The sequence below is a fragment of the Pseudomonas citronellolis genome, assembly GCF_029335315.1.
Lineage (GTDB): Bacteria > Pseudomonadota > Gammaproteobacteria > Pseudomonadales > Pseudomonadaceae > Pseudomonas > Pseudomonas citronellolis_A.
Genome location: NZ_JARJLT010000245.1, coordinates 1 through 19785, shown reverse-complemented (window position 1 = coordinate 19785; position 19785 = coordinate 1). Strand labels below are relative to the sequence as shown.

Genomic DNA, 19785 nt, shown 5'->3' with positions numbered 1-19785 from the left:
GAACCCTGGTTGATGGCGCGCTTGGCGTCGAGTTCGGCGGCGACGTCGGCGCCACCGATCAGGTGCACCTTCTGCCCGGCGGCGACCAGGCCGTCGTGCAGATCGCGCAGCGGGTCCTGGCCGGCGCAGACGATCACGGTGTCCACCGGCAGCACCTGCGGCTCGCCTTCGGCGACGCGGATGTGCAGCCCGGCGTCATCGACCTTGAGGTACTCGACGCTGTTGAGCATCTGTACCTGCTTGTTCTTCAGGCCGGTGCGGTGGATCCAGCCGGTGGTCTTGCCCAGGCCGTCGCCGACCTTGGACTTCTTGCGCTGCAGCAGGAACACCTGGCGCGCCGCGGCGTGCGGGTGCGGCTTGATCCCGGCGATGCCGCCACGGGCTTCCAGGTCGCCGTCGATGCCCCACTCCCGCCAGAAGGCGTCGCGGTCCAGGCTGGTGGATTCGCCGGCGTGGGTGATGAACTCGGACACGTCGAAGCCGATGCCGCCGGCGCCGATCACCGCCACCTTCTGCCCCACCGGCTTGCGCTCGAGGATGGCGTCCAGGTAGTTGATCACCTTGGCGTTGTCGATGCCGGGGATGTCCGGGGTGCGCGGGCTGATGCCGGTGGCCAGGAGGATCTCGTCGAAGCCGCCCTTGACCAGGTCGTCGACGCCCACGCGGGTGTTCAGGCGCAGGTCGACGCCGGTGGTTTCCAGCTTGCGCTTGAAGTAGCGCAGGGTCTCGTAGAACTCTTCCTTGCCCGGCACACGCTTGGCGACGTTGAACTGCCCGCCGATCTCGCCGGCGGCGTCGAACAGGGTCACCTGGTGGCCACGCTCGGCGGCCACGGTGGCGGCGGCCAGGCCGGCGGGGCCGGCGCCGACCACGGCGATCTTCTTCAGGTGGCTGGTGGGGATGTAGTTCAGCTCGGTCTCGTGGCAGGCGCGCGGGTTGACCAGGCAGCTAGTCAGCTTGCCGCCGAAGGTGTGGTCCAGGCACGCCTGGTTGCAGCCGATGCAGGTGTTGATCTCGTCGCTGCGGCCCTCGGCGGCCTTGTTGACGAAGTCCGGGTCGGCGAGGAACGGCCGGGCCATGGAGACCATGTCGGCGTCGCCCTCGGCCAGCACCTGCTCGGCGACTTCCGGGGTGTTGATGCGGTTGGTGGTGACCAGCGGGATGCCCACTTCGCCGCGCAGCTTGGCGGTGACCTTGGTGAAGGCCGCGCGCGGCACCTTGGTGGCGATGGTCGGGATGCGCGCCTCGTGCCAGCCGATGCCGGTGTTGATGATGGTCGCGCCGGCCTTCTCGATGGCCTTGGCCAGCAGGACGATCTCGTCCCAGGTGCTGCCGCCTTCCACCAGGTCGAGCATCGACAGGCGGTAGATGATGATGAAGTTCGGCCCCACCGCCTCGCGCACGCGGCGGACGATCTCCACCGCCAGGCGCATGCGGTTCTCGTAGCTGCCACCCCAGCGGTCGGTGCGCTGGTTGGTGTGGGCGGCGAGGAACTGGTTGATGAAGTAGCCTTCCGAACCCATGATCTCGACGCCGTCGTAGCCGGCCTCCTGGGCCAGGGACGAGCAGGTGACGAAGTCCTGGATCTGTTTCTCGATGCCTTCCTCGTCCAGCTCGCGCGGCTTGAACGGGTTGATCGGCGCCTGGATGGCGCTGGGCGCCACGGATTTCGGGCTGTAGGCGTAGCGGCCGGCGTGGAGGATCTGCATGCAGATCTTGCCACCCGCCTCGTGCACCGCCTGGGTGACCACGCGGTGCTTGTCGGCTTCCTCGCGGGTGGTCAGCTTGGCCGCGCCGCTGTAGACGCCGCCTTCCTCGTTCGGGCCGATGCCGCCGGTGACCATCAGGCCGACGCCGCCACGGGCGCGCTCGGCGAAGTAGGCGGCCATGCGCTCGAAGCCGTTGGGCTTCTCTTCCAGGCCGGTGTGCATCGAACCCATCAGGGTGCGGTTGCGCAGGGTGGTGAAGCCCAGGTCGAGGGGCGCGAGCAGGTGCGGGTACGGGGCGGCGGTCATGATTCCTCCACATCGGGCTGGATGCCGGGGCCTCGAACGGGCCACGGTCGGTATGGGGCAGACTCTAAGCAGCGCCCGGAACACGCTCAATGACTTGAAATGACAACTTACTGATCGAAGATGACAGCACGGCTTGGCAAGCCGGCGCGTCTCCCCTACCCTGACGGTCAGCCCCGGAGCCCTGCATGCGCAAGCTGACATTCCTCATCCTGGTCACCCTCTTCGCCGCCTACGCCGGCTGGGCCGAACGCCGGCCGGTCGGCCACTACCTGTCCGACCTGCGCAGCCAGGTGGCGCTCAACCAGGGCGCGCCCTCGGAACGCGGCAACCTGCTCGGCGTGCAGCCGGAACTCTACGCCGCCGACTACCAGAGCCCGGAGCGCCTGCGCCTGAAGCTCGCCGCCTACCTGGAGAAGGCCCGCAGCGAAGGCCTGCTCGGCCCGCGCACGGTGGTGGTGTTCCCCGAACACATCGGCACCTGGCTGGTGGCCGCCGGCGAGAAGCCCGAGGTCTACCAGGCCCAGCACCTCACCGAGGCGATGCGCTGGATGGCCATCAGCAACCCGCTGAAGCTGGCGCGTGGCTGGCTCGGCGCCAAGGGTCGCGACCGCTTCGCCGACGCCCTGTTCCGCATGAAGGCGGTGGACATGGCCCACGACTACCAGACCCTGTTCGGCGGCCTGGCCCGGCAATTCGGCGTGACCCTGGTGGCCGGCTCCATCGTGCTGCCCAACCCGCGCGTGGAGGACGGCGTGCTGGTGACCGGCAACGGCAGCCTGTACAACGCCAGCCTGGTCTTCGGCGGCGACGGCCTGCCGCTCGGCCAGCCGCAGCGCAAGGTGTACCCGATCAACGACGAGAAGCCGTTCATCCGCGCCGGCCACAGCGACAACCTGCAGGTGCTCGATACCCCGGCCGGGCGCCTCGGCGTGCTGATCTGCGCCGACAGCTGGTACCCGCTCAACTACGCCGTGCTGGCCACCGAGAAGGTCGAGCTGCTGGCGGTGCCGGCCTTCCTTTCCGGCAACGGCCAGTGGCAGCAGCCCTGGCGCGGCTACAACGGCGCGCCGACGCCCGCCGACGTGCAGCTCAAGCCCGGCCAGCTCAGCGAAGGCGAAGCCTGGGAGCGCCTGGCCGTGGCCGGGCGCCTGGGCGCCAGCGGCGCCCGCGCCGGCATCACCGTGTTCCTCCGCGGCCAACTCTGGGACCTGGGCAGCTCCGGGCCGGGTCTGGTGGTCGACGGCAGCGGCCACCAACTGGCCAACGACGGCCCCGGCGCACGCCTGCTCAATCTCTGGCTGTAGCCATGAAGACTTCCGGTGTACGCCTGGGCGACCTTTCGGTGGGCTTCGTCCACGGCCTGGCCGACGCGCTGCACGACTGCGGCCTGGCGGCGCAACCGCTGCTGCTGCAATACGGCCTGGACGCGGCGCGCTTCGCCGAACCCGGCGGGCGCCTGTCGATCCCGCGCTACATGCGCCTGGGCCACGCGGCCATCCAGCTCAGCGGCGACCCCGCGCTGGGCCTGCGCATGGGCCAGTTCAGCCGCATCCAGCAGTTGGGCCTGGCCGGCGTCACCGCCGCGCTGGCGCCCGACCTGCGCGCCGCCAGCCGCGCGCTGATCCGCTTCGAACCGCTCTACGCGCAGAACTACCGTGGCCGCTCGAGCCTCAGCGACGACGCCGGCGGCGCCTGGCTGAGCTTCTATTCGATCAGCCCGTACAACGCCTACAACCGCTTCGTGGTGGATTCGGTGCTGGCCGGCTGGCTCAGCTACCTGGCGCGCATCGCCGGGCAGCCGCTGCGCCCGCAGAAGGTCGAGATCGAGTACCCGGCGCCGGACTACGCGGCGCGCTACGAGGAGTTCTTCGGTTGCCCGGTGGAATTCGGCGCCAGCGCCAATCGCCTGCGCCTCGACCAGGCGACCCTGGCCCAGGGCAACCGCGAGCATTGCCCGAGCACCTGGCGGCAATTGCAGGAAATCTGCGAAAAGGAACTGGAGCAACTGACCCGCACCCGCAGCCTGCGCGAACGCGTGGCGCAACTGCTGGGGCCGCTGCTGAACGGCCGCGAGCCGGACCTGGAAGAGGTCGCCGCACGCCTCAAGCTGCCCACCTGGACCTTGCGCCGCAAACTGGCCGAGGAAGGCACGCAGTTCCGCACCATCCTCAACGAGACCCGCCGCGACCTGGCGATGATCTATATCCGCGACACCGACCTGGCCTTTGGCGAAATCGCCTACCTGCTCGGCTTCGCCTCGGCCGAGGCCTTCCAGCGCGCCTTCAAGCGCTGGAGCGGCCAGCCGCCGGGCGAGTACCGCCGGGCCCAGCGCCAGGGCGCCTGACTACATCTCGGTGGCGTCGTCCGCCGGTTCCGGCACATCGAATTCGGCGCGGTGCTCTTCCAGCAGTTCTTCCTGATAGTCGTCCATTGCCATCCACTCCTGACCGATTGATCGAGTTCTAGCAGAGAGCCTGGCTCCAGGCTAGTCGGAAGGGATGTCGCTGGCGTGACAGCGCGCCGGGAGCTTTTCCCGCGGCAATGAAAAAGCCCCCAAGCATTGCTGCCTGAGGGCTTGGTATATGGCGCAGCGGACGGGACTCGAACCCGCGACCCCCGGCGTGACAGGCCGGTATTCTAACCGACTGAACTACCGCTGCGCGTCGGTTGGGCTTTCGCCCAGGGTGTTGCAGCCTTCCATCCTGCCTGTGCCCCGGAGCTTTCGCTCTACGTTGCGTGAGTTCGGGGTAGTGAACTCCAGGAGGGGGAAGATGGCGCAGCGGACGGGACTCGAACCCGCGACCCCCGGCGTGACAGGCCGGTATTCTAACCGACTGAACTACCGCTGCGCGTAACTTGCGAGATGGTGGGTGATGACGGGATCGAACCGCCGACCCTCTGCTTGTAAGGCAGATGCTCTCCCAGCTGAGCTAATCACCCTTCGTCTCGAAGTGGGGCGCATTCTACCGGGGACAGATCCTAAGTCAATGCCCTGATTGAATTTTTTTTGAAATATCGGAAAAAAGATTTCTCCCGCAGGCGCGAGCTTGTTCGCGAACGAATTCCGCGACGGGGCGGGTTCGCGAGCAAGCTCGCTCCTACGAAAGGCACTCATATCCTCAGCGATACGCCGCAAACGAAAAAGGGCGGCCCCTGGGCCGCCCTCCTCCGTCACCACCCCGACCTCAGTCGAGGTAGATCATCTTGCGCGTCATGCCGCCGTCGACGACGAACTCCTGGCCAGTGACGAAACCGGCGTTGTCGCCGAGCAGCCAGGCCACCAGCGACGCCACGTCCTCCACCGTGCCGACCCGGCCGACCGTGTGCTGGTCGTGGTCCAGTTCGGTGAGCGGTTCGGCGGCGCGTTCGTGCGCATCGCGGGCGTCGATCCAGCCCGGGCTCACCGCGTTGACGCGAATGTCCGGGCCGAGGCTCGCGGCCAGCGCATGGGTCAGCGCCAACAGGCCGCCCTTGCTCGCCGCGTAGGCTTCGGAACTGCGCTCGGACTGGTGCGCGCGGGTCGAGGCGACGTTGACGATGCTGCCCTGGTGCGCGCGCAGGTAGGGCGCGCAATGCTTGGCCAGCAACAGCGGGCCGCTGAGGTTCACCGCCAGGGTGCGGTTCCACTCGTTCAGGGTCAGGCTCTCCAGCGGCGTCACGCCCGGCCGGGCGATGGCCGCGTTGCACACCACGGCGTCGAGGCGGCCGAACTGGCCGAGCACCTCGGCCACGGTCTGCGCCACCTGGCTTTCCTGGGACACGTCCAGCGCGCTGAACCAGGCCTTGTCGCCCAGTGCCTCGGCGACCTTGGCGCCGCGCTCGCGGTCCTGGTCGACCAGCACCACCTGCCAGCCCTCGGCGATCAGCCAGGCGCTGATGCCCAGGCCGATGCCGCGCGCCGCGCCGGTGACCAGCGCGACCTTGCCGTTACCGATGATCGCTGCCAGCTCGCTCACAGTGCCGCCAGGCCTCGTGCCAGGTCTTTCTTGATGTCGTCGAGGTCTTCCAGGCCCACCGCGACGCGGATCAGGTTGTCGCGGATGCCGGCGTTCTCGCGTTCCTGCGGCGACAGGCGGCCGTGGGAGGTGGTCGCCGGGTGGGCGATGGTGGTCTTGGTATCGCCCAGGTTGGTGGTGATGGAGATCATCCGGGTGGCGTCGATGAAGCGCCAGGCCGCGGCCTTGTCACCCTTGACCTCGAAGCTGACCACCGCGCCGAAGCCCTTCTGCTGCCGCTTGGCCAGCTCGTGCTGCGGGTGGCTGGCCAGCCCGGAGTAGTAGACGCGCTCGATGCCCGGCTGCTGTTCCAGCCACTCGGCCACCGCCTGGGCGCCGGCGCAATGCGCCTGCATGCGCACACGCAGGGTTTCCAGGCCCTTGAGGAAGATCCAGGCGTTGAACGGGCTGAGGGTCGGGCCCGCGGTGCGCAGGAAGCCGACCACGCCTTCCATCAGCTTGCGGCTGCCGGCGACCACGCCGCCCATGCTGCGGCCCTGGCCGTCGATGTACTTGGTCGCGGAGTGGATCACCACGTCCGCGCCGAGCTTCAGCGGCTGCTGCAGCGCCGGGGTGCAGAAGCAGTTGTCCACCGCCAGCAGCGCGCCGTGGGCGTGGGCGATCTCGGCCAGCGCGGCGATATCCACCAGCTCAGCCAGCGGGTTGGACGGCGACTCGACGAAGAACAGCCTGGTGTTCGGCTTGACCGCCGCTTCCCAGGCGCCGAGGTCGCTCAGCGGCGGGTAGTCGACCTGCACGCCGAAGCGCTTGAAGTACTTCTCGAACAGGCTGATGGTCGAGCCGAACACGCTGCGCGAGACCAGCACGTGGTCGCCGGCGCTGCAGTGGGTCATCACCAGCGAGAGGATGGCCGACATGCCGGTGGACGTGGCCACCGCCTGTTCCGCACCCTCCAGCGCGGCGATGCGTTCCTCGAAGGTGCGCACCGTCGGGTTGGTGTAGCGCGAATAGACGTTGCCCGGCACCTCGCCGGCGAAACGCGCGGCGGCGTCGGCGGCGCTGCGGAACACGTAGCTGGAGGTGGTGAACAGGGCTTCGCCGTGCTCACCTTCCGGGGTCCGCTGTTGCCCGGCGCGTACCGCCAGGGTGTCGAAGCCGGCGTCTTCCAGGTCGCTGTCGAGGCGACCGGCATCCCATTCCTGTGCCATCCCCTGCTCTCCCTTAGTCGTTGTACAGATCGATGATGGCGCTGACCGCGTTGGCCTTGACCTTGGTCGCGTCGTTGCGCGCCTGCTCGATCTTGTTCAGATAGGCTTCGTTGACATCGCCGGTCACGTACTCGCCATCGAAGACCGCGCAGTCGAAGTGCTCGATCTTGATCTTGCCGCCGCCGACCGCTTCGATCAGGTCCGGCAGGTCCTGGTAGACCAGCCAGTCGGCGCCGAGCAGCTCGCACACCTGTTCGGTACTGCGGTCATGGGCGATGAGTTCATGGGCGCTCGGCATGTCGATGCCGTAGACGTTGGGGTAGCGCACGGCCGGCGCGGCGGAGCAGAAGTAGACGTTCTTCGCCCCGGCCTCGCGGGCCATCTGGATGATCTGCTTGCTGGTGGTGCCGCGGACGATGGAGTCGTCCACCAGCATCACGTTCTTGCCGCGGAATTCCAGCTCGATGGCGTTGAGCTTCTGGCGTACCGATTTCTTGCGCGCGGCCTGGCCGGGCATGATGAAGGTGCGGCCGATGTAGCGGTTCTTCACGAAGCCTTCGCGGAACTTCACGCCCAGGCGGTTGGCCAGCTCCAGGGCGGCGGTGCGGCTGGTGTCCGGGATCGGGATGACCACGTCGATGTCGTGGTCCGGACGCTCGCGAAGAATCTTGTCGGCCAGTTTCTCGCCCATGCGCAGGCGCGCCTTGTACACCGAGATGCCGTCCATGATCGAGTCCGGGCGCGCCAGGTAGACGTGCTCGAAGATGCACGGGGCGTATTTCGGGTTGGCCGCGCACTGGCGGGTGAACAGCTTGCCTTCCTCGGTGATGTACACCGCTTCGCCCGGCGCCAGGTCGCGGATCAGGGTGAAGCCGAGGACGTCCAGGGCCACGCTTTCCGAAGCGATCATGTACTCGACGCCGTTCTCGGTGTGACGCTGGCCGAAGACGATCGGGCGGATCGCGTTGGGGTCGCGGAAGCCGACGATGCCATAGCCGGTGACCATCGCCACCACGGCGTAGCCGCCGACGCAGCGGGCGTGCACGCCGGCCACGGCGGCGAAGACGTCTTCCTCGGTGGGTTGCAGCTTGTTGCGCACCGCCAGTTCATGGGCGAAGACGTTCAGCAGCACTTCCGAGTCGGAGTTGGTGTTGACGTGGCGCAGGTCGGACTCGTAGATCTCCTTGGCCAGTTGCTCGACGTTGGTCAGGTTGCCGTTGTGCGCCAGGGTGATGCCGTAGGGCGAGTTGACGTAGAACGGCTGGGCCTCGGCGGAGCTGGAGCTGCCCGCGGTGGGGTAGCGCACGTGGCCGATGCCGACCTTGCCGACCAGGCGCTGCATGTGGCGCTGCTGGAAGACGTCACGGACCAGGCCGTTGTCCTTGCGCAGGAACAGCCTGTCGTCCTGACAGGTCACGATGCCGGCAGCGTCCTGGCCGCGATGCTGGAGAACGGTGAGCGCGTCGTACAACGACTGATTGACGTTCGACTTGCCCACGATACCGACGATGCCACACATGCGACGCAACCCCTAGTTGGTTTCAGGCTAAACAAAAGATCCCTTGGCGCCGGCCCTGATGACCGGCAACGGCGACGCCGCAACGTCGCCAGACCCAGCCGTCACTGGCTGGGCAACAGACTCCCCACGCCCACGGGCGGGGTGAGGTGGCCACTGGCGAACCACTGGCCGGCGAATCCGAGAACGGTATTTTTAGACCAGTCGGCGACCAACAGGAAATGCGGCAGCAGCACCGACTGCTGCCACCACGGGTCCTGTTGCACCGGCGCCAGGCTCAGCAGGCCGACCAGCAGCACCACCACCAGCACGCCACGGGCGCCACCGAAGGCCATGCCCAGCACCCGGTCGGTACCGGACATGCCGGTGACCCGGACCAGTTCGCTGATGAGGTAGTTGACCATCGCCCCCAGCAGCAGGGTGGCGAGGAAAAGCAGCGCGCAGGCCGCGATCACGCGACCGGAGGGCAGCTGGATGTAGGGAGCCAGGTGCTCGGCGAGCGCCCCGCCGAACATCCACGCGACCGCGCCCGCGACAATCCAGGTGAGCAGGGACAGGGCTTCCTTGACGAAGCCGCGGCTCAGACTGATCAGGCTGGAAACGACGATGATTCCGATCATCGTCCAATCGACCCAGGTAAATGCCACGTTGCGGCCCAGAAACGAAAAAGGCCCCGCATTTTAGCAGAGCCCTTCGCTTTAGCGGAGCCCCTGATTCACCAGGAGCCGTTCATCGGTATTCAGCCGCGTTCGGGCTGGAAGCGCACCACGAAACCATTGAGCTTCTGCTGCTTGCTCAGTTGCTCCTTCAGGCGGTCCGCCTCGCCGCGCTCGACCACCGGGCCGACGAACACCCGGTTCATGCCGTCGAAGCTGCGCACATAGGCGTTGTAGCCCTGGCTGCGCAGGGTCTTCTGCAGCTCCTCGGCGCGGGCGCGGTTGGACAGGCTGGCCAGTTGCACCGACCAGCTGACCGCGAGATTGTCGGCATCCAGGCGCTGCGCCGGGGCGCTCGGCTGGGCCGGCGGCGTGGCGGCCTGCTGCTGTACCGGTGCGGCCTGGCGCTGCGGAGCGACCGGCTGCGGCGCGGGTGCCGGCGCTTGCGGCGCGGCCTGCGGCAGGCTGGCGATGGGCGCGGCGGGCGCGCTGGCCGGCGCGCTCGGCACCGGCAGCTCGGCCTGTTCGAGGGCTTGCGGCGGCTCGGCCTCGACGGCCGGCGCCTGCGGTTGCGGCACGGCGGTCGGTTGCACCGCCACCTGCGGCATGGCCGGAGTCTTGGGCATGGCCGGGGCGTCGACCGTCACCTGGCGCACTTCGTCCTGGCGGCTGAACAGCATCGGCAGGAAGATCACCGCCAGCGCCAGCAACACCAGGGCACCGACGATCCGCTGCTTGAGCCCCTTATCCAGCAAAGCCATTGCCACTTCCCCCGTTCTTGACCACTTGTCAGTCCTGGTTGCCGTCCAGCCAGCCGAGGGCATCCGCCACGCTGTAGAAGGAACCGAACACCAGGATCTCGTCGTCCGCCGTCGCCTTGGCGCATTGCGCTTCGAGCGCGGCGGCTATGTCGCCATGCACGCTGGCTTGCGCCCCACGCGCAAGCAGGGCCGCCTGCAACTCACCGGCACTGCGCGTGCGCGGTGTCGGCAGCGGCGCGACCGCCCAATCCTGCACCAAGCCGAGCAAGGGTTCCAGCACCCCGTCCAGATCCTTGTCCGAAAGCAGCCCGAAAACCGCCAGGCGCCGCCCCTTCGGCGGCCGCGCCGCGAGGCGCCGGGCCAGGTAGTCGGCGGCGTGGGGATTGTGCCCGACGTCGAGCAGCAGCTGGCGCGGCTGCCCCCGCCAAGTCGCCTGACGGCGATCCAGGCGGCCGGTCACGCGGGTGCGCTGCAGCGCGGCGAGCAGGCGCTCGGGCTGCCAGGGCATGTCGAGCAAGGCGTAGACCTGCAACGCCAGCGCGGCGTTTTCCATCGGCAGGTCGAGCAGGTTCAGGTGATGCAGGCGCAACGGCGTGCCGTCGACGCCACGGCCATGCCAGTGCCAGTCGTGCTCGCCGATGGCCAGGTCGAAGTCGCGGCCGCGCAGCAGCAGCGGAGCGCCCAGCGCGCGGGCCTGGTCGAGCAGCGGCTGCGGCGGTTCGAGGTCGCCGCACACGGCCGGCTTGCCGGCGCGGAAGATGCCGGCCTTCTCGAAGGCCACGCTTTCGCGGGTATCGCCGAGCCATTCGGCGTGGTCCAGGCCGATGCTGGTGACCACGGCGACGTCGGCGTCCACCAGGTTGACCGCATCCAGCCGGCCACCCAGGCCGACTTCCAGCACCACGGCGTCGAGACCGGCGCGCTCGAACAGCCAGAAGGCCGCGAGGGTGCCCATCTCGAAGTAGGTCAGGGAGGTTTCGCCACGCGCCTGCTCGACGGCGGCGAAGGCTTCGCAGAGCGCTTCATCGCTGGCCTCGCGGCCCTCGATGAGCACGCGCTCGTTGTAGCGCAGCAGGTGCGGCGAGGCGTACACGCCGACTTTCAGGCCCTGCTCGCCGAGCAGCTCGGCGAGGAACGCACAGGTGGAACCCTTGCCATTGGTGCCGGTGACGGTCACCACGCGCGGCGCGGGGCGCCCCAGGCCGAGGCGGACGGCCACCTCGCGGGAGCGCTCCAGGCCCATGTCGATGGCCGAGGGATGCAGCTGTTCGAGGTAGCCGAGCCAGTCGGCCAGGGAACGCTGGCTCATCCTGCAAGAGCGGGGCTGGGCTGCTGGGTGAACTTGGCCAGCAGGCTGGCCAGGCGCGCACGCATTTCCGAGCGGTGCACGATCATGTCGATGGCGCCGTGTTCGAGGAGGAACTCGCTGCGCTGGAAGCCTTCGGGCAGCTTTTCGCGCACGGTCTGCTCAATCACCCGCGGGCCGGCGAAGCCGACCAGCGCCTTGGGTTCGCCGACGATCACGTCGCCGAGCATCGCCAGGCTGGCGGAAACACCGCCGTAGACCGGGTCGGTCAGCACCGAGATGAACGGAATGCCTTCCTCGCGCAGACGCGCCAGGGCGGCGGAGGTCTTGGCCATCTGCATCAGCGAGATCAGCGCTTCCTGCATGCGCGCGCCGCCGGAGGCGGAGAAGCAGATCATCGGGCAGCGGTGTTCCAGGGCGTAGTTGGCGGCGCGGACGAAGCGCTCGCCGACGATGGAACCCATGGAGCCGCCCATGAACGAGAACTCGAAGGCCGCGGCCACCACGGTCATGCCGTGCAGCTTGCCGCTCATGGCGATCAGCGCGTCCTTCTCGCCGGTGTCCTTCTGCGCGGAGGTCAGGCGGTCCTTGTACTTCTTGGTGTCACGGAACTTCAGGCGATCCACCGGCTCCAGCTCGGCGCCCAGCTCTTCGCGACCTTCCTCGTCGAGGAAGATGTCCAGGCGGGTGCGCGCGCCGATGCGCATGTGGTGGTCGCACTTGGGGCAGACATCCAGGGTCTTTTCCAGCTCCGGACGATAAAGCACGGCGTCGCAGGACGGGCACTTGTGCCACAGGCCTTCCGGAACCGAGCTCTTCTTCGCCTCGGAACGCATGATGGAAGGGATCAGCTTGTCTACCAGCCAGTTGCTCATGCTCTATTCTCCAATACGGGGGCAACACGCTCAGCGGCCCGAAGCCTTGCGCCTGCCCGTGAGCAGAAAAATTCACCATCGGCGCCGCGGCATGGCCACGGCCCCTCGAAATCGCGGCGCGCCCGGGGCTGCGCCTTCGCCATGCCGCCCCGAGGGCCGGCACGGTCATGACAAAACGTCATCAGACCCTAGTGGACGGCGCGAGGCCGCCCGCCGTCACATGCACTTCACTGCGCGTCCGCCTGGCGACACTGGCGGATGAAGGCGCGGATCTTCTCGGCGTCCTTGACACCCTTGCTCGCCTCCACCCCGCCGCTGACGTCCACCGCGTAGGGCCGTACCTGGCGGATGGCCGCCGCCACGTTGTCCGCGGTCAGGCCACCGGCCAGCACCAGCGGGCGCGGCAGGCGCTCCGGAATCAGTGACCAGTCGAAGGCCGCGCCGGTTCCGCCGGGCACGCCCTCGACGTAGGTATCCAGCAGGATGCCGGCGGCCCTGGGGTACTGCGCGGCCTGTGCGGCGATGTCGTCGCCGGCCTTGACCCGCAGCGCCTTCAGGTAGGGCTTGTGGTAGCCGTCGCAGTCGGCGGCGCTCTCGTCGCCGTGGAACTGCAGCATGTCCAGCGGCACGGCGTCGAGGATCTCGCCCAGCTCGCAACGGCTGGCGTTGACGAACAGGCCCACGCTGGTGACGAACGGCGGCAGCGCGGCGACTATCGCCCGCGCCTGCTGCACGCTGACGGCGCGCGGGCTCCTGGCGTAGAACACCATGCCGATGGCGTCGGCGCCGGCCTCGGCGGCGGCCAGGGCGTCCTCGACGCGGGTAATGCCACAGATTTTGATGCGAACGGCGGACAAGATGCGGCAACCTTCCTGCAAAACAATCAATCGATGGTAGCAAATGCCCCGGACAGCGTCAGCCGAACGTATCAGGCAAAGATGAAAGGAAATGTGGCCCCAGGTAGCGTTCCGGCAACTCGAACTCCGCCGGGTATTCGACCTGCACCAGGTACAGGCCGAACGGGTGCGCGGTGATCCCGGCGGCGCGCCGGTCGCGCGCCGCCAGCGCCTCGGCGACCCACTCCACCGGCCGTTCGCCGGCGCCGACCGCCATCAGGGTGCCGGCGAAGTTGCGCACCATGTGGTGCAGGAAGGCGTTGGCGCGCACATCCAGCACGATGAAACGGCCGTGCTCCAGCACCTGCAGGTGGTGCACTGTCTTCACCGGCGACTTGGCCTGGCACTGCAGCGCGCGGAACGAGCTGAAGTCGTGGGTGCCCACCAGCGCCTGCGCCGCCTCGCGCATGCGCGCCACATCCAGCGGCCGGTGGTTCCAGGTGACCTCCTCGGCCATGTGCGCGGGGCGGATGGGGTCGTTGTAGATCACGTAGCGATAGCGCCGCGCCATCGCCGAGAACCGCGAGTGGAAATGCGCCGGCATGACCTTGGCCCAGGTCACGCTGATATCCCCCGGCAGGTTGGCGTTGGCGCCCAGCACCCAGGCCTTCAGCGGCCGCTGCGCGCGAGTGTCGAAATGCACCACCTGGCCGCTGCCGTGCACGGAGGCGTCGGTGCGCCCGGCGCACATCAGCCCGATCGGCTCCGCGGCCACCGCCGACAGCGCCCGCTCCAGCGCCTCCTGCACGGTCGGCACGCCACCCTCCTGGCGCTGCCAGCCGCGATAGCGCGAACCCTTGTACTCGACGCCCAGGGCGATCCTGGTGACGTCGGCGGCGGCCACTTCGCCCGCCGCGCTCTCGAACTCTTTCAACTGCTGTGCTCGTCCCGATAAGGCTGTTCAGCCGGGTATTTTGCCTGGATTGCGCCTCAATCGGTATGCCGGCGCAGCGACGGCAACGCCATGCGCAGGATCGCCAGCCACACCGCCAGCAGCCCCAGCCCCGCCAGGAACGACAGGCCACGAGTGTCAAGCTCGGCGCCTTCATCCAAGCTGCCGAACAGCTGGACCAGCGCCAGCCCGAGCAGCGCCAGCATGAACAACGCGCCGGCGACATAGACCTTGACGATCAGCAGCAGCCAGAACCACTTGAAACGACGTCGCCGCGGCGCGGCGGGCACGTCGAAGGCCTCGACGGGGTCAGCCATCATCCCTGCTCCGGCTGTAGGAAGACGACGCTTGCGGCAAGCGTCAACGATCGCGCACCTCCGAACGGCCGGCGCGAATGCTGCCAAGATAATGGCATAAAGCCTGCCACCCCAAGCCTTTCCGGCCCAACGGCGGATTTCCCGCCCGCAGAAACGCCGATGGCAGCCCAAGGGCTGCCATCGGTTCATTCCGAGCGGCCTCAGACGAGGCGTTCGAGCAGCTCGCGAGCCTCTTTCTGCTGCTGATCGCTACCCTCGCTGATGACTTCGTCGAGGATATCCCGCGCGCCTTCGGCATCGCCCATGTCGATGTAGGCGCGGGCCAGGTCGAGCTTGGTCGCGGCTTCGTCGGCGCCGGAGAGGAAGTCGAACTCGTCCTCGTCGTCATCCTCGCCCGCGGCGATATCCGCTACCGGCTCCGCGGCGAAGTCCGGCACGCTGGCGGCCGGCTCGTCGAGGTCGCTGGCCAGCTTGTCCAGCTCGGCGCTGACCTGGTCCAGCTGTGCGGCGAAGCTGTCGCCCTCGGCCGGGGCCGCCGGCGTTTCTTCCGGCAGGGACAGGTCGAAGTCGTCGGCCAGTTCGCTGCTCGCCTCGGCGTGCGGCTCCAGCGCGGGCTCGGCGCCCAGGTCGAAACTGAACTCGTCCTCGGCGCTGGCCGGCAGCTCGCCGTCGGCCTCGCTCAGGTCGTAGAGGAAGTCGTCGGCCTTGCCGGCGGCCACCGGTTGTTCATCCGACAGATCCAGGGAGAATTCGCTCAGCTCATCGCTGACCGCCGGCGCGGCGCTGGCAGCCTTGTTCAGGTCGCTGTCCAGGTCGAGGTCGAAGGCGAAGTCGTCGTCGGCCTTGAGCGGAGCCGGCTCGCTGGCCGGCTGGTCGAGCTTCAGCTCGGCGTCGAGGTCGAAATCTTCCAGCGATAGCTCGTCGGCCTTGGCCTGCGGCGCGGGGTTGGCGACGGGCTGCTCGTCGTCGAATTGCAGGTCGTCCAGGCCGAGGTCGAAGGCGTCGTCCAGGTCGGCACCGGCCAGCGGCGCGGCGGCCGGTTCGGCGGGGGCAGCCGACTCTTCAGCCAGATCGAGGTCATCGAGGCTGAAGTGATCCAGGTCGTCGCTCAGCGACGCGGCGGCGACGCCACCGATGGCGGCAGCCGCGGCGGCCGCGACCATGCCCGGGTAGCGGGACTTGAGCTGCTCGACCTGGGGCTCGACGCCGCCGAGTTCGCGCAGTTCGTTTTCCTGACGGGCGAAACCTTCACGGTCGCCGATCTCGGCCAGCACTTCCATCAGCTTCAGGCGCAGGTCGGCGCGCTGCGGCTCATCGTAGATGGCGCCTTGCAGCAGCTCCGCGGCCTGGTTGAAGCGACCGTAGGCGATGTAGATGTCCGCCTCGCCCAGCGGATCGCTGGTCTGCGCGGCGACCTTCTCGGCAGCGGCGGCCACCGGGGCGGCGGCCGAAACCGGCTCGTCGTCGAGGCTGAGGCTGTCGAATTCACCGGCGCTCAGCTCCAGCGGCTCTTCAGCCGCGTCGCCACCGCTCATCTGCGGCTCGGCCTTGGTGCCCTCGGCCTGGGCGGCGCGACGGCGCAGCAGGAGCAGGACCAGCAGCAGGACCAGCACCAGGCTGCCACCCACGGCGGCGAGCAGGGTCGGGTTGGCCAGCAGTTCCTCGATCAGGCCCGGCTGGTTTTCCGCCGGCGCCTGGACGACGGGCTTCGGCGCCGCCGGCTTGGGCTCGGCCGGCTTGGCCGGTTGCACGGCAGCGGGCGGCGGGGTGGCCGGCGCCGCGGCGGCGGGCGGAGTGGCTTCGGCGGGCGCGGCCGCGCTCGCCGGAGCGGCCGGCTGCGGCGTCGCGGCACCCTGGGCCGGGGCCTGGCCCGGCGGAGTATTGAGTTCGCCCTGCAGCTTGGCCAGCTGGGCGTCCTTCAGCTCGATCAGCTTCTGCAGCTTGTCCAGCTGGCTCTGCAGGTCGGTCATGCGGTCTTGCAGCTCATCGTTCGCGCGGCGGGTGCTGTCCAGGCTTTCCTGGGTCACCGCCAGCTTCTCGTTGAGCGCCTTGCCGTTCTTCGCGCCCTTGTCGCCGCCCTTGCCCTTGCCGGTCTCGCCGGAAACCAGGCGCAGGCTGTCCTTGCTCTCGGCCTGCTCGGGCGCGGCGCCGGCGCTGGCGCGCTGGGTGGCGTCGAGCTGGCGGGCGCCGCCTGCCAGGTTGCGACCTTCACGCCAGGCGCTGCGCTGTTCGCGAACCTGGGTGTCGGCTTCGCCGGGCGAGCGGCTGCGGATCTGCTGGGCGTCGGGCAGGCGCAGGACCTGACCGCTCTTCATGCGATTGATGTTGCCGCCCAGGAAGGCGTCCGGGTTGAGGTCCTGGATCGCCAGCATGGTCTGGTTGACGGTCACGCTGCCGTCGGGACGGGCGCGCGAGGCGATCTCCCAAAGGGTGTCGCGCGGGCCGGTGCGGTATTCGTTGCCTTCCAGGCCGCGCGAGCTGGGCGCGGACACCGCCGAGGCGGGCTCCACGGCGCGCGGCGCGACGGGCGCGACCGGCTGGCGGACGACCGGTGCGGGCGCGGCGACCGGCGCGCGCGGCGCGGCGGCGGCAGCCACCTGCGGCGAGTACAGCGGCGGGTCGAGCAGCACGGTGTATTCGCGGAGCAGCCGGCCGTTGGGCCAGAGCACCTCCACGAGGAAGTTCAGGTAGGGCTCCTGCACCGGCTTGTCGGAGGTCACGTGAATGACGCTCTTGCCGTTGGGTTGCACCACGGCGGTGAACTTGACCCCGGTGAGGAAGAAATTGCGATCGACGCCGGACTTGGCGAAGTCCTCCGGCGAAGCCAGTTTGGGAATGATCTCGCCGGCCGACAGGTCGCGAACGTCCGTCAGGTCGATATCGGCATTCAGCGGCTGGTTCAGCGCCGAGTGCAGGTGGATGTCCCCCAACCCCAGCGCATGCGCCATGCCGGTGGTCAACGCCGAAGCAGCCGCAATTGCCTGCACCAGTTTACGAAGCCGGACCATAATCTAATCCCTTGTTTTAACAGCTTTCTTCTGGATTCGCGCGATTCAGGTCAGGTGCCTGGCGCCCTGGATTCCAGCGTCGAAAACGCCGGGATCTCCCCCCGCCAGCACCCGACCAAGTCAGTATTGCCAAGCTAGAATGCTTCTTCAAATATTCGATAAGTATCTTTTACAGATAGTGTTTTATCAATAATGCCGCCAAGTTCACAGCGTTGAGCCCAAGGCCTTTTCGCACATTATCAGACGCAATCCACAAATTGAGGGCGTTGGCATCGGACTGCGACTGTCGTACACGCCCTACATGGATCGCGTCCTGCCCCAGAGCGTCGCCGATCACCGTCGGGTAGTCGTCCTCGAGCAGCTCGATGCCCTCGGCGGCCTCCAGGGCCTGGCGAACCTGCTCCAGGTCTATCGGCGCGGCGGCGCGCAAGTTGAGGTTCAGCGCGTCGCCGAAGAACACCGGGGCCAGCAGGCAGTCGACCTGCGCCCTGCCCTGCAGCTCCGGCAGCAGCTCGCCCAGCTCCTTGTGCAGGCGTCGTTCGATGGCGCTGTAGCCGGACGCGTCGACGATTCCGACCTGGCCGAGCATATTGAAGGCGTACTGCCGATCGACCAGGCGCGCCTCCACCGGGCGCGCGTTGAGCAACTCGGCGGTCTGCCGGGCCAGTTCCTGGACGCCTTCGCGGCCCAGCTGGGAAGCGGACAGGCAGGCGGTCAGCGACAGCTCCCGCACCTGCACGCAGGAACGCAGCGCGGCGACCACCTCGGCCACTTCGGCGGCAGCGGCGCCGGGGGCGCGCAGCAGCGCCGGGAAGCTCAGGCCGTCGAGGGCCTCGCGGTTCAACCCTTCCAGCAGCAACGGGCCGTTTACCGAGCCGCTCAGGTCGATGACCGTGCAGCCCTCGGCCAGCGCGCGCGACGCGTGCTCGCCGGCGACCTCCGCCGAGGTGGCGAACAGCGCCAGTTTCACCTGGGCGAAGGAGGACCCGTCGAGGTCGCGCACCCGCAGGTTGCGCCCGCGGAACGGCACGCTCTTGCCCGCGGACTCGCCGCTGGCCAGCACATGCAGTTCGGCCACCGGGCAATCCATTTCTTCCAGCAGTTCGACCAGCGCTTCGCCAACCAGACCGGTGGCCCCTACTACAGCAACGTCGACGGACATCGAAAATCCCATGACCAGAAGGAAAACAGAGGCAGCACTTTACTGCCCCCTTCCCTTCCCAGGCAATCGGCCAGGCGACCGCGCATCGCGGCCACCCGCCACACCTAGCGTGGCTCGGGCTGCGGCGTTCCGGTCGGTTGCGCCGGCGCGGCCGTCTCGGCGACGGCGATCGGCTGCGCGGCAGGCGCCACGGGCGAGTGCGCGGACGCCGGCTGGGCGCTCTGGCGCGACTGCTCGGCCAGGCGCGCGAGGAGCCCGGCGATCTGCGCGTCCTTGAGCTCGACCAGACGGTTGAGCTTGTCCAGCTGGCCTTGCAGGTCGCCGATCCGGCTGGCCAGTTCCTCACCCTGGCGGCGCGAGCTGTCGAGGTTTTCCTGGAGCAGCGCCAGGCGCTCGGCATCGGCCTGCTCCTGGGCCTTGCTGGACGCCTTGCCGGAGACCAGGCGCAGGTTGTCACGCACCACTGCCACAGCCGGCGCGGGCGCGGCCGCGTTCTTGCGGGTGGCGTCCAGCGGCCTGGCGCGGGCGCGCCACTGGGCGTCCTGGGCCTGGAAGTGCGCGCTGGCCTCGGCGTGCTGGCGGGCGCGCACCTGGGCGGCGTCCGGCAGGCGCAGCACGGCACCGACGCGCGGCTGGTTGGCGTTGCCATCGATGAAGGCCTGCGGATTCAATGCCTGGATCGCGTGCATGGTCTGCATCACCGAGGCGTCGCCCGCCGGGCGATGGCGCGCGGCGATGGCCCAGAGGCTGTCGCCGGCGGCCACCCGGTACTCGCCTGCGGTTTCGGCGGCGACGACGGGGCGCGTCGGAGCGGCGCTGGCCAGCGGCTGCGCCCTCTCCGCCACTACCGCCGGCGCCACTGGCTGGGCGACAGCGGCCTGGTAGTTCGGCGGGTCCAGCAGCAGGGTGTATTCGCGCAGCGTGCGACCCTGCGGCCAGATCACCTGCAGGACGAAGTTGACGTAGGGTTCGCGCACCGGGCCGCTGGACTGCACGCGGATGACCCCGCGGCCGTTGCGGCCGATCTGCGGGGTGAAGCGCAGCCCGGCGAGGAAGAAGTAGTTGGGCTCGCTGCCCAGGCGCTGGGCTTCCTGCTGCGACGCCAGGCTGACCTTCAGGTCGTCCGCCGCCAGGTCGGCGACGCCGCGCAGTTCGATCTCGGCGTCCAGCGCCTGGCCGAGCGCGGCACGCGAGGAAATGTCCCCCAGTTCGAGGGC

16 protein-coding genes and 3 tRNA genes are annotated in these 19785 nt (G+C 68.6%); 2 read left to right on the top strand and 17 right to left on the bottom strand.

The features are described from left to right. Nucleotides 1-2015, bottom strand: a 2015-nt coding sequence (locus P3W75_RS18655) for an NADPH-dependent 2,4-dienoyl-CoA reductase (protein WP_276228798.1), incomplete at its 3' end; no start/stop codon positions are given. Between the two features lie 185 nt (nucleotides 2016-2200). Between P3W75_RS18655 and P3W75_RS18650 the strand changes: the two genes are divergently transcribed. Then, a complete protein-coding gene (locus P3W75_RS18650; protein ID WP_276228797.1) occupies nucleotides 2201-3319 on the top strand; it encodes a carbon-nitrogen hydrolase family protein in 1119 nt (372 codons plus the stop codon). A 2-nt stretch (nucleotides 3320-3321) separates the two neighbouring features. Beyond that, nucleotides 3322-4359, top strand: a complete 1038-nt coding sequence (locus P3W75_RS18645) for an AraC family transcriptional regulator (protein WP_276228796.1) — start codon at nucleotides 3322-3324, stop codon at nucleotides 4357-4359. 239 nt (nucleotides 4360-4598) lie between these two features. On the opposite strand, the gene P3W75_RS18640 is transcribed toward P3W75_RS18645, so the two are convergent. The 16 genes from P3W75_RS18640 to P3W75_RS18565 all read right to left on the bottom strand — a co-directional run. Then, nucleotides 4599-4675, bottom strand: a tRNA-Asp gene (locus P3W75_RS18640). 112 nt (nucleotides 4676-4787) lie between these two features. Then, a tRNA-Asp gene (locus P3W75_RS18635) sits at nucleotides 4788-4864 on the bottom strand. Between the two features lie 15 nt (nucleotides 4865-4879). Beyond that, nucleotides 4880-4955 (bottom strand) — tRNA-Val (locus P3W75_RS18630). A gap of 245 nt (nucleotides 4956-5200) precedes the next feature. Beyond that, nucleotides 5201-5962: an SDR family oxidoreductase gene (locus tag P3W75_RS18625; RefSeq protein WP_276228799.1), complete on the bottom strand. Its 762-nt coding sequence runs from the start codon at nucleotides 5960-5962 to the stop codon at nucleotides 5201-5203. A 5-nt stretch (nucleotides 5963-5967) separates the two neighbouring features. Beyond that, the gene (locus P3W75_RS18620; protein WP_276228795.1) at nucleotides 5968-7179 is read right to left on the bottom strand and encodes an O-succinylhomoserine sulfhydrylase; all 1212 of its coding nucleotides are present in this window, start codon (nucleotides 7177-7179) and stop codon (nucleotides 5968-5970) included. A gap of 13 nt (nucleotides 7180-7192) precedes the next feature. Then, nucleotides 7193-8698, bottom strand: coding sequence for an amidophosphoribosyltransferase (gene purF, locus P3W75_RS18615; protein WP_276228794.1), 1506 nt, complete (start codon nucleotides 8696-8698; stop codon nucleotides 7193-7195). A gap of 101 nt (nucleotides 8699-8799) precedes the next feature. Next, nucleotides 8800-9342 (bottom strand): CvpA family protein, encoded by a 543-nt coding sequence (locus P3W75_RS18610; RefSeq protein WP_276228793.1) that lies wholly within the window; start codon nucleotides 9340-9342, stop codon nucleotides 8800-8802. A 92-nt stretch (nucleotides 9343-9434) separates the two neighbouring features. Continuing rightward, entirely contained in the window at nucleotides 9435-10112 is a 678-nt protein-coding gene (locus P3W75_RS18605) for an SPOR domain-containing protein (RefSeq protein ID WP_276228792.1), read from the bottom strand. A 28-nt stretch (nucleotides 10113-10140) separates the two neighbouring features. Continuing rightward, the gene (folC, locus tag P3W75_RS18600) at nucleotides 10141-11421 is read right to left on the bottom strand and encodes a bifunctional tetrahydrofolate synthase/dihydrofolate synthase (protein WP_276228791.1); all 1281 of its coding nucleotides are present in this window, start codon (nucleotides 11419-11421) and stop codon (nucleotides 10141-10143) included. Continuing rightward, nucleotides 11418-12293 (bottom strand): acetyl-CoA carboxylase, carboxyltransferase subunit beta, encoded by an 876-nt coding sequence (accD, locus tag P3W75_RS18595; RefSeq protein WP_276228790.1) that lies wholly within the window; start codon nucleotides 12291-12293, stop codon nucleotides 11418-11420. The genes folC and accD overlap by 4 nt, the downstream gene beginning before the upstream one ends. A gap of 227 nt (nucleotides 12294-12520) precedes the next feature. Continuing rightward, on the bottom strand, nucleotides 12521-13150 hold the full coding sequence (locus tag P3W75_RS18590; protein ID WP_276228789.1) for a phosphoribosylanthranilate isomerase: 630 nt from the start codon (nucleotides 13148-13150) through the stop codon (nucleotides 12521-12523). Between the two features lie 58 nt (nucleotides 13151-13208). Continuing rightward, on the bottom strand, nucleotides 13209-14063 hold the full coding sequence (truA, locus tag P3W75_RS18585; RefSeq protein ID WP_276228788.1) for a tRNA pseudouridine(38-40) synthase TruA: 855 nt from the start codon (nucleotides 14061-14063) through the stop codon (nucleotides 13209-13211). 56 nt (nucleotides 14064-14119) lie between these two features. Further along, nucleotides 14120-14398: a hypothetical protein gene (locus P3W75_RS18580; protein ID WP_276228787.1), complete on the bottom strand. Its 279-nt coding sequence runs from the start codon at nucleotides 14396-14398 to the stop codon at nucleotides 14120-14122. 200 nt (nucleotides 14399-14598) lie between these two features. Then, nucleotides 14599-17406 carry a FimV/HubP family polar landmark protein gene (locus P3W75_RS18575; protein ID WP_276228786.1) on the bottom strand — a complete coding sequence of 936 codons (2808 nt, stop codon included), beginning with the start codon at nucleotides 17404-17406 and terminating at the stop codon, nucleotides 14599-14601. Between the two features lie 169 nt (nucleotides 17407-17575). Then, nucleotides 17576-18568, bottom strand: coding sequence for an aspartate-semialdehyde dehydrogenase (locus tag P3W75_RS18570; protein WP_276228785.1), 993 nt, complete (start codon nucleotides 18566-18568; stop codon nucleotides 17576-17578). A gap of 104 nt (nucleotides 18569-18672) precedes the next feature. Further along, a partial coding sequence (locus P3W75_RS18565) for a type IV pilus assembly protein FimV (RefSeq protein WP_276228784.1) occupies nucleotides 18673-19785 on the bottom strand: 1113 nt, incomplete at its 5' end.

What these genes read in the sequence shown, in the direction of transcription:
- purF (WP_276228794.1), bottom strand. Translation starts at nt 8,698, where the DNA reads ATGTGTGGCATCGTCGGTATCGTGGGCAAGTCGAACGTCAATCAGTCG.
- P3W75_RS18650 (WP_276228797.1), top strand. Translation starts at nt 2,201, where the DNA reads ATGCGCAAGCTGACATTCCTCATCCTGGTCACCCTCTTCGCCGCCTAC.
- P3W75_RS18620 (WP_276228795.1), bottom strand. Translation starts at nt 7,179, where the DNA reads ATGGCACAGGAATGGGATGCCGGTCGCCTCGACAGCGACCTGGAAGAC.
- P3W75_RS18580 (WP_276228787.1), bottom strand. Translation starts at nt 14,398, where the DNA reads ATGGCTGACCCCGTCGAGGCCTTCGACGTGCCCGCCGCGCCGCGGCGA.
- accD (WP_276228790.1), bottom strand. Translation starts at nt 12,293, where the DNA reads ATGAGCAACTGGCTGGTAGACAAGCTGATCCCTTCCATCATGCGTTCC.
- P3W75_RS18570 (WP_276228785.1), bottom strand. Translation starts at nt 18,568, where the DNA reads ATGTCCGTCGACGTTGCTGTAGTAGGGGCCACCGGTCTGGTTGGCGAA.
- P3W75_RS18575 (WP_276228786.1), bottom strand. Translation starts at nt 17,406, where the DNA reads ATGGTCCGGCTTCGTAAACTGGTGCAGGCAATTGCGGCTGCTTCGGCG.
- P3W75_RS18605 (WP_276228792.1), bottom strand. Translation starts at nt 10,112, where the DNA reads ATGGCTTTGCTGGATAAGGGGCTCAAGCAGCGGATCGTCGGTGCCCTG.
- P3W75_RS18645 (WP_276228796.1), top strand. Translation starts at nt 3,322, where the DNA reads ATGAAGACTTCCGGTGTACGCCTGGGCGACCTTTCGGTGGGCTTCGTC.
- folC (WP_276228791.1), bottom strand. Translation starts at nt 11,421, where the DNA reads ATGAGCCAGCGTTCCCTGGCCGACTGGCTCGGCTACCTCGAACAGCTG.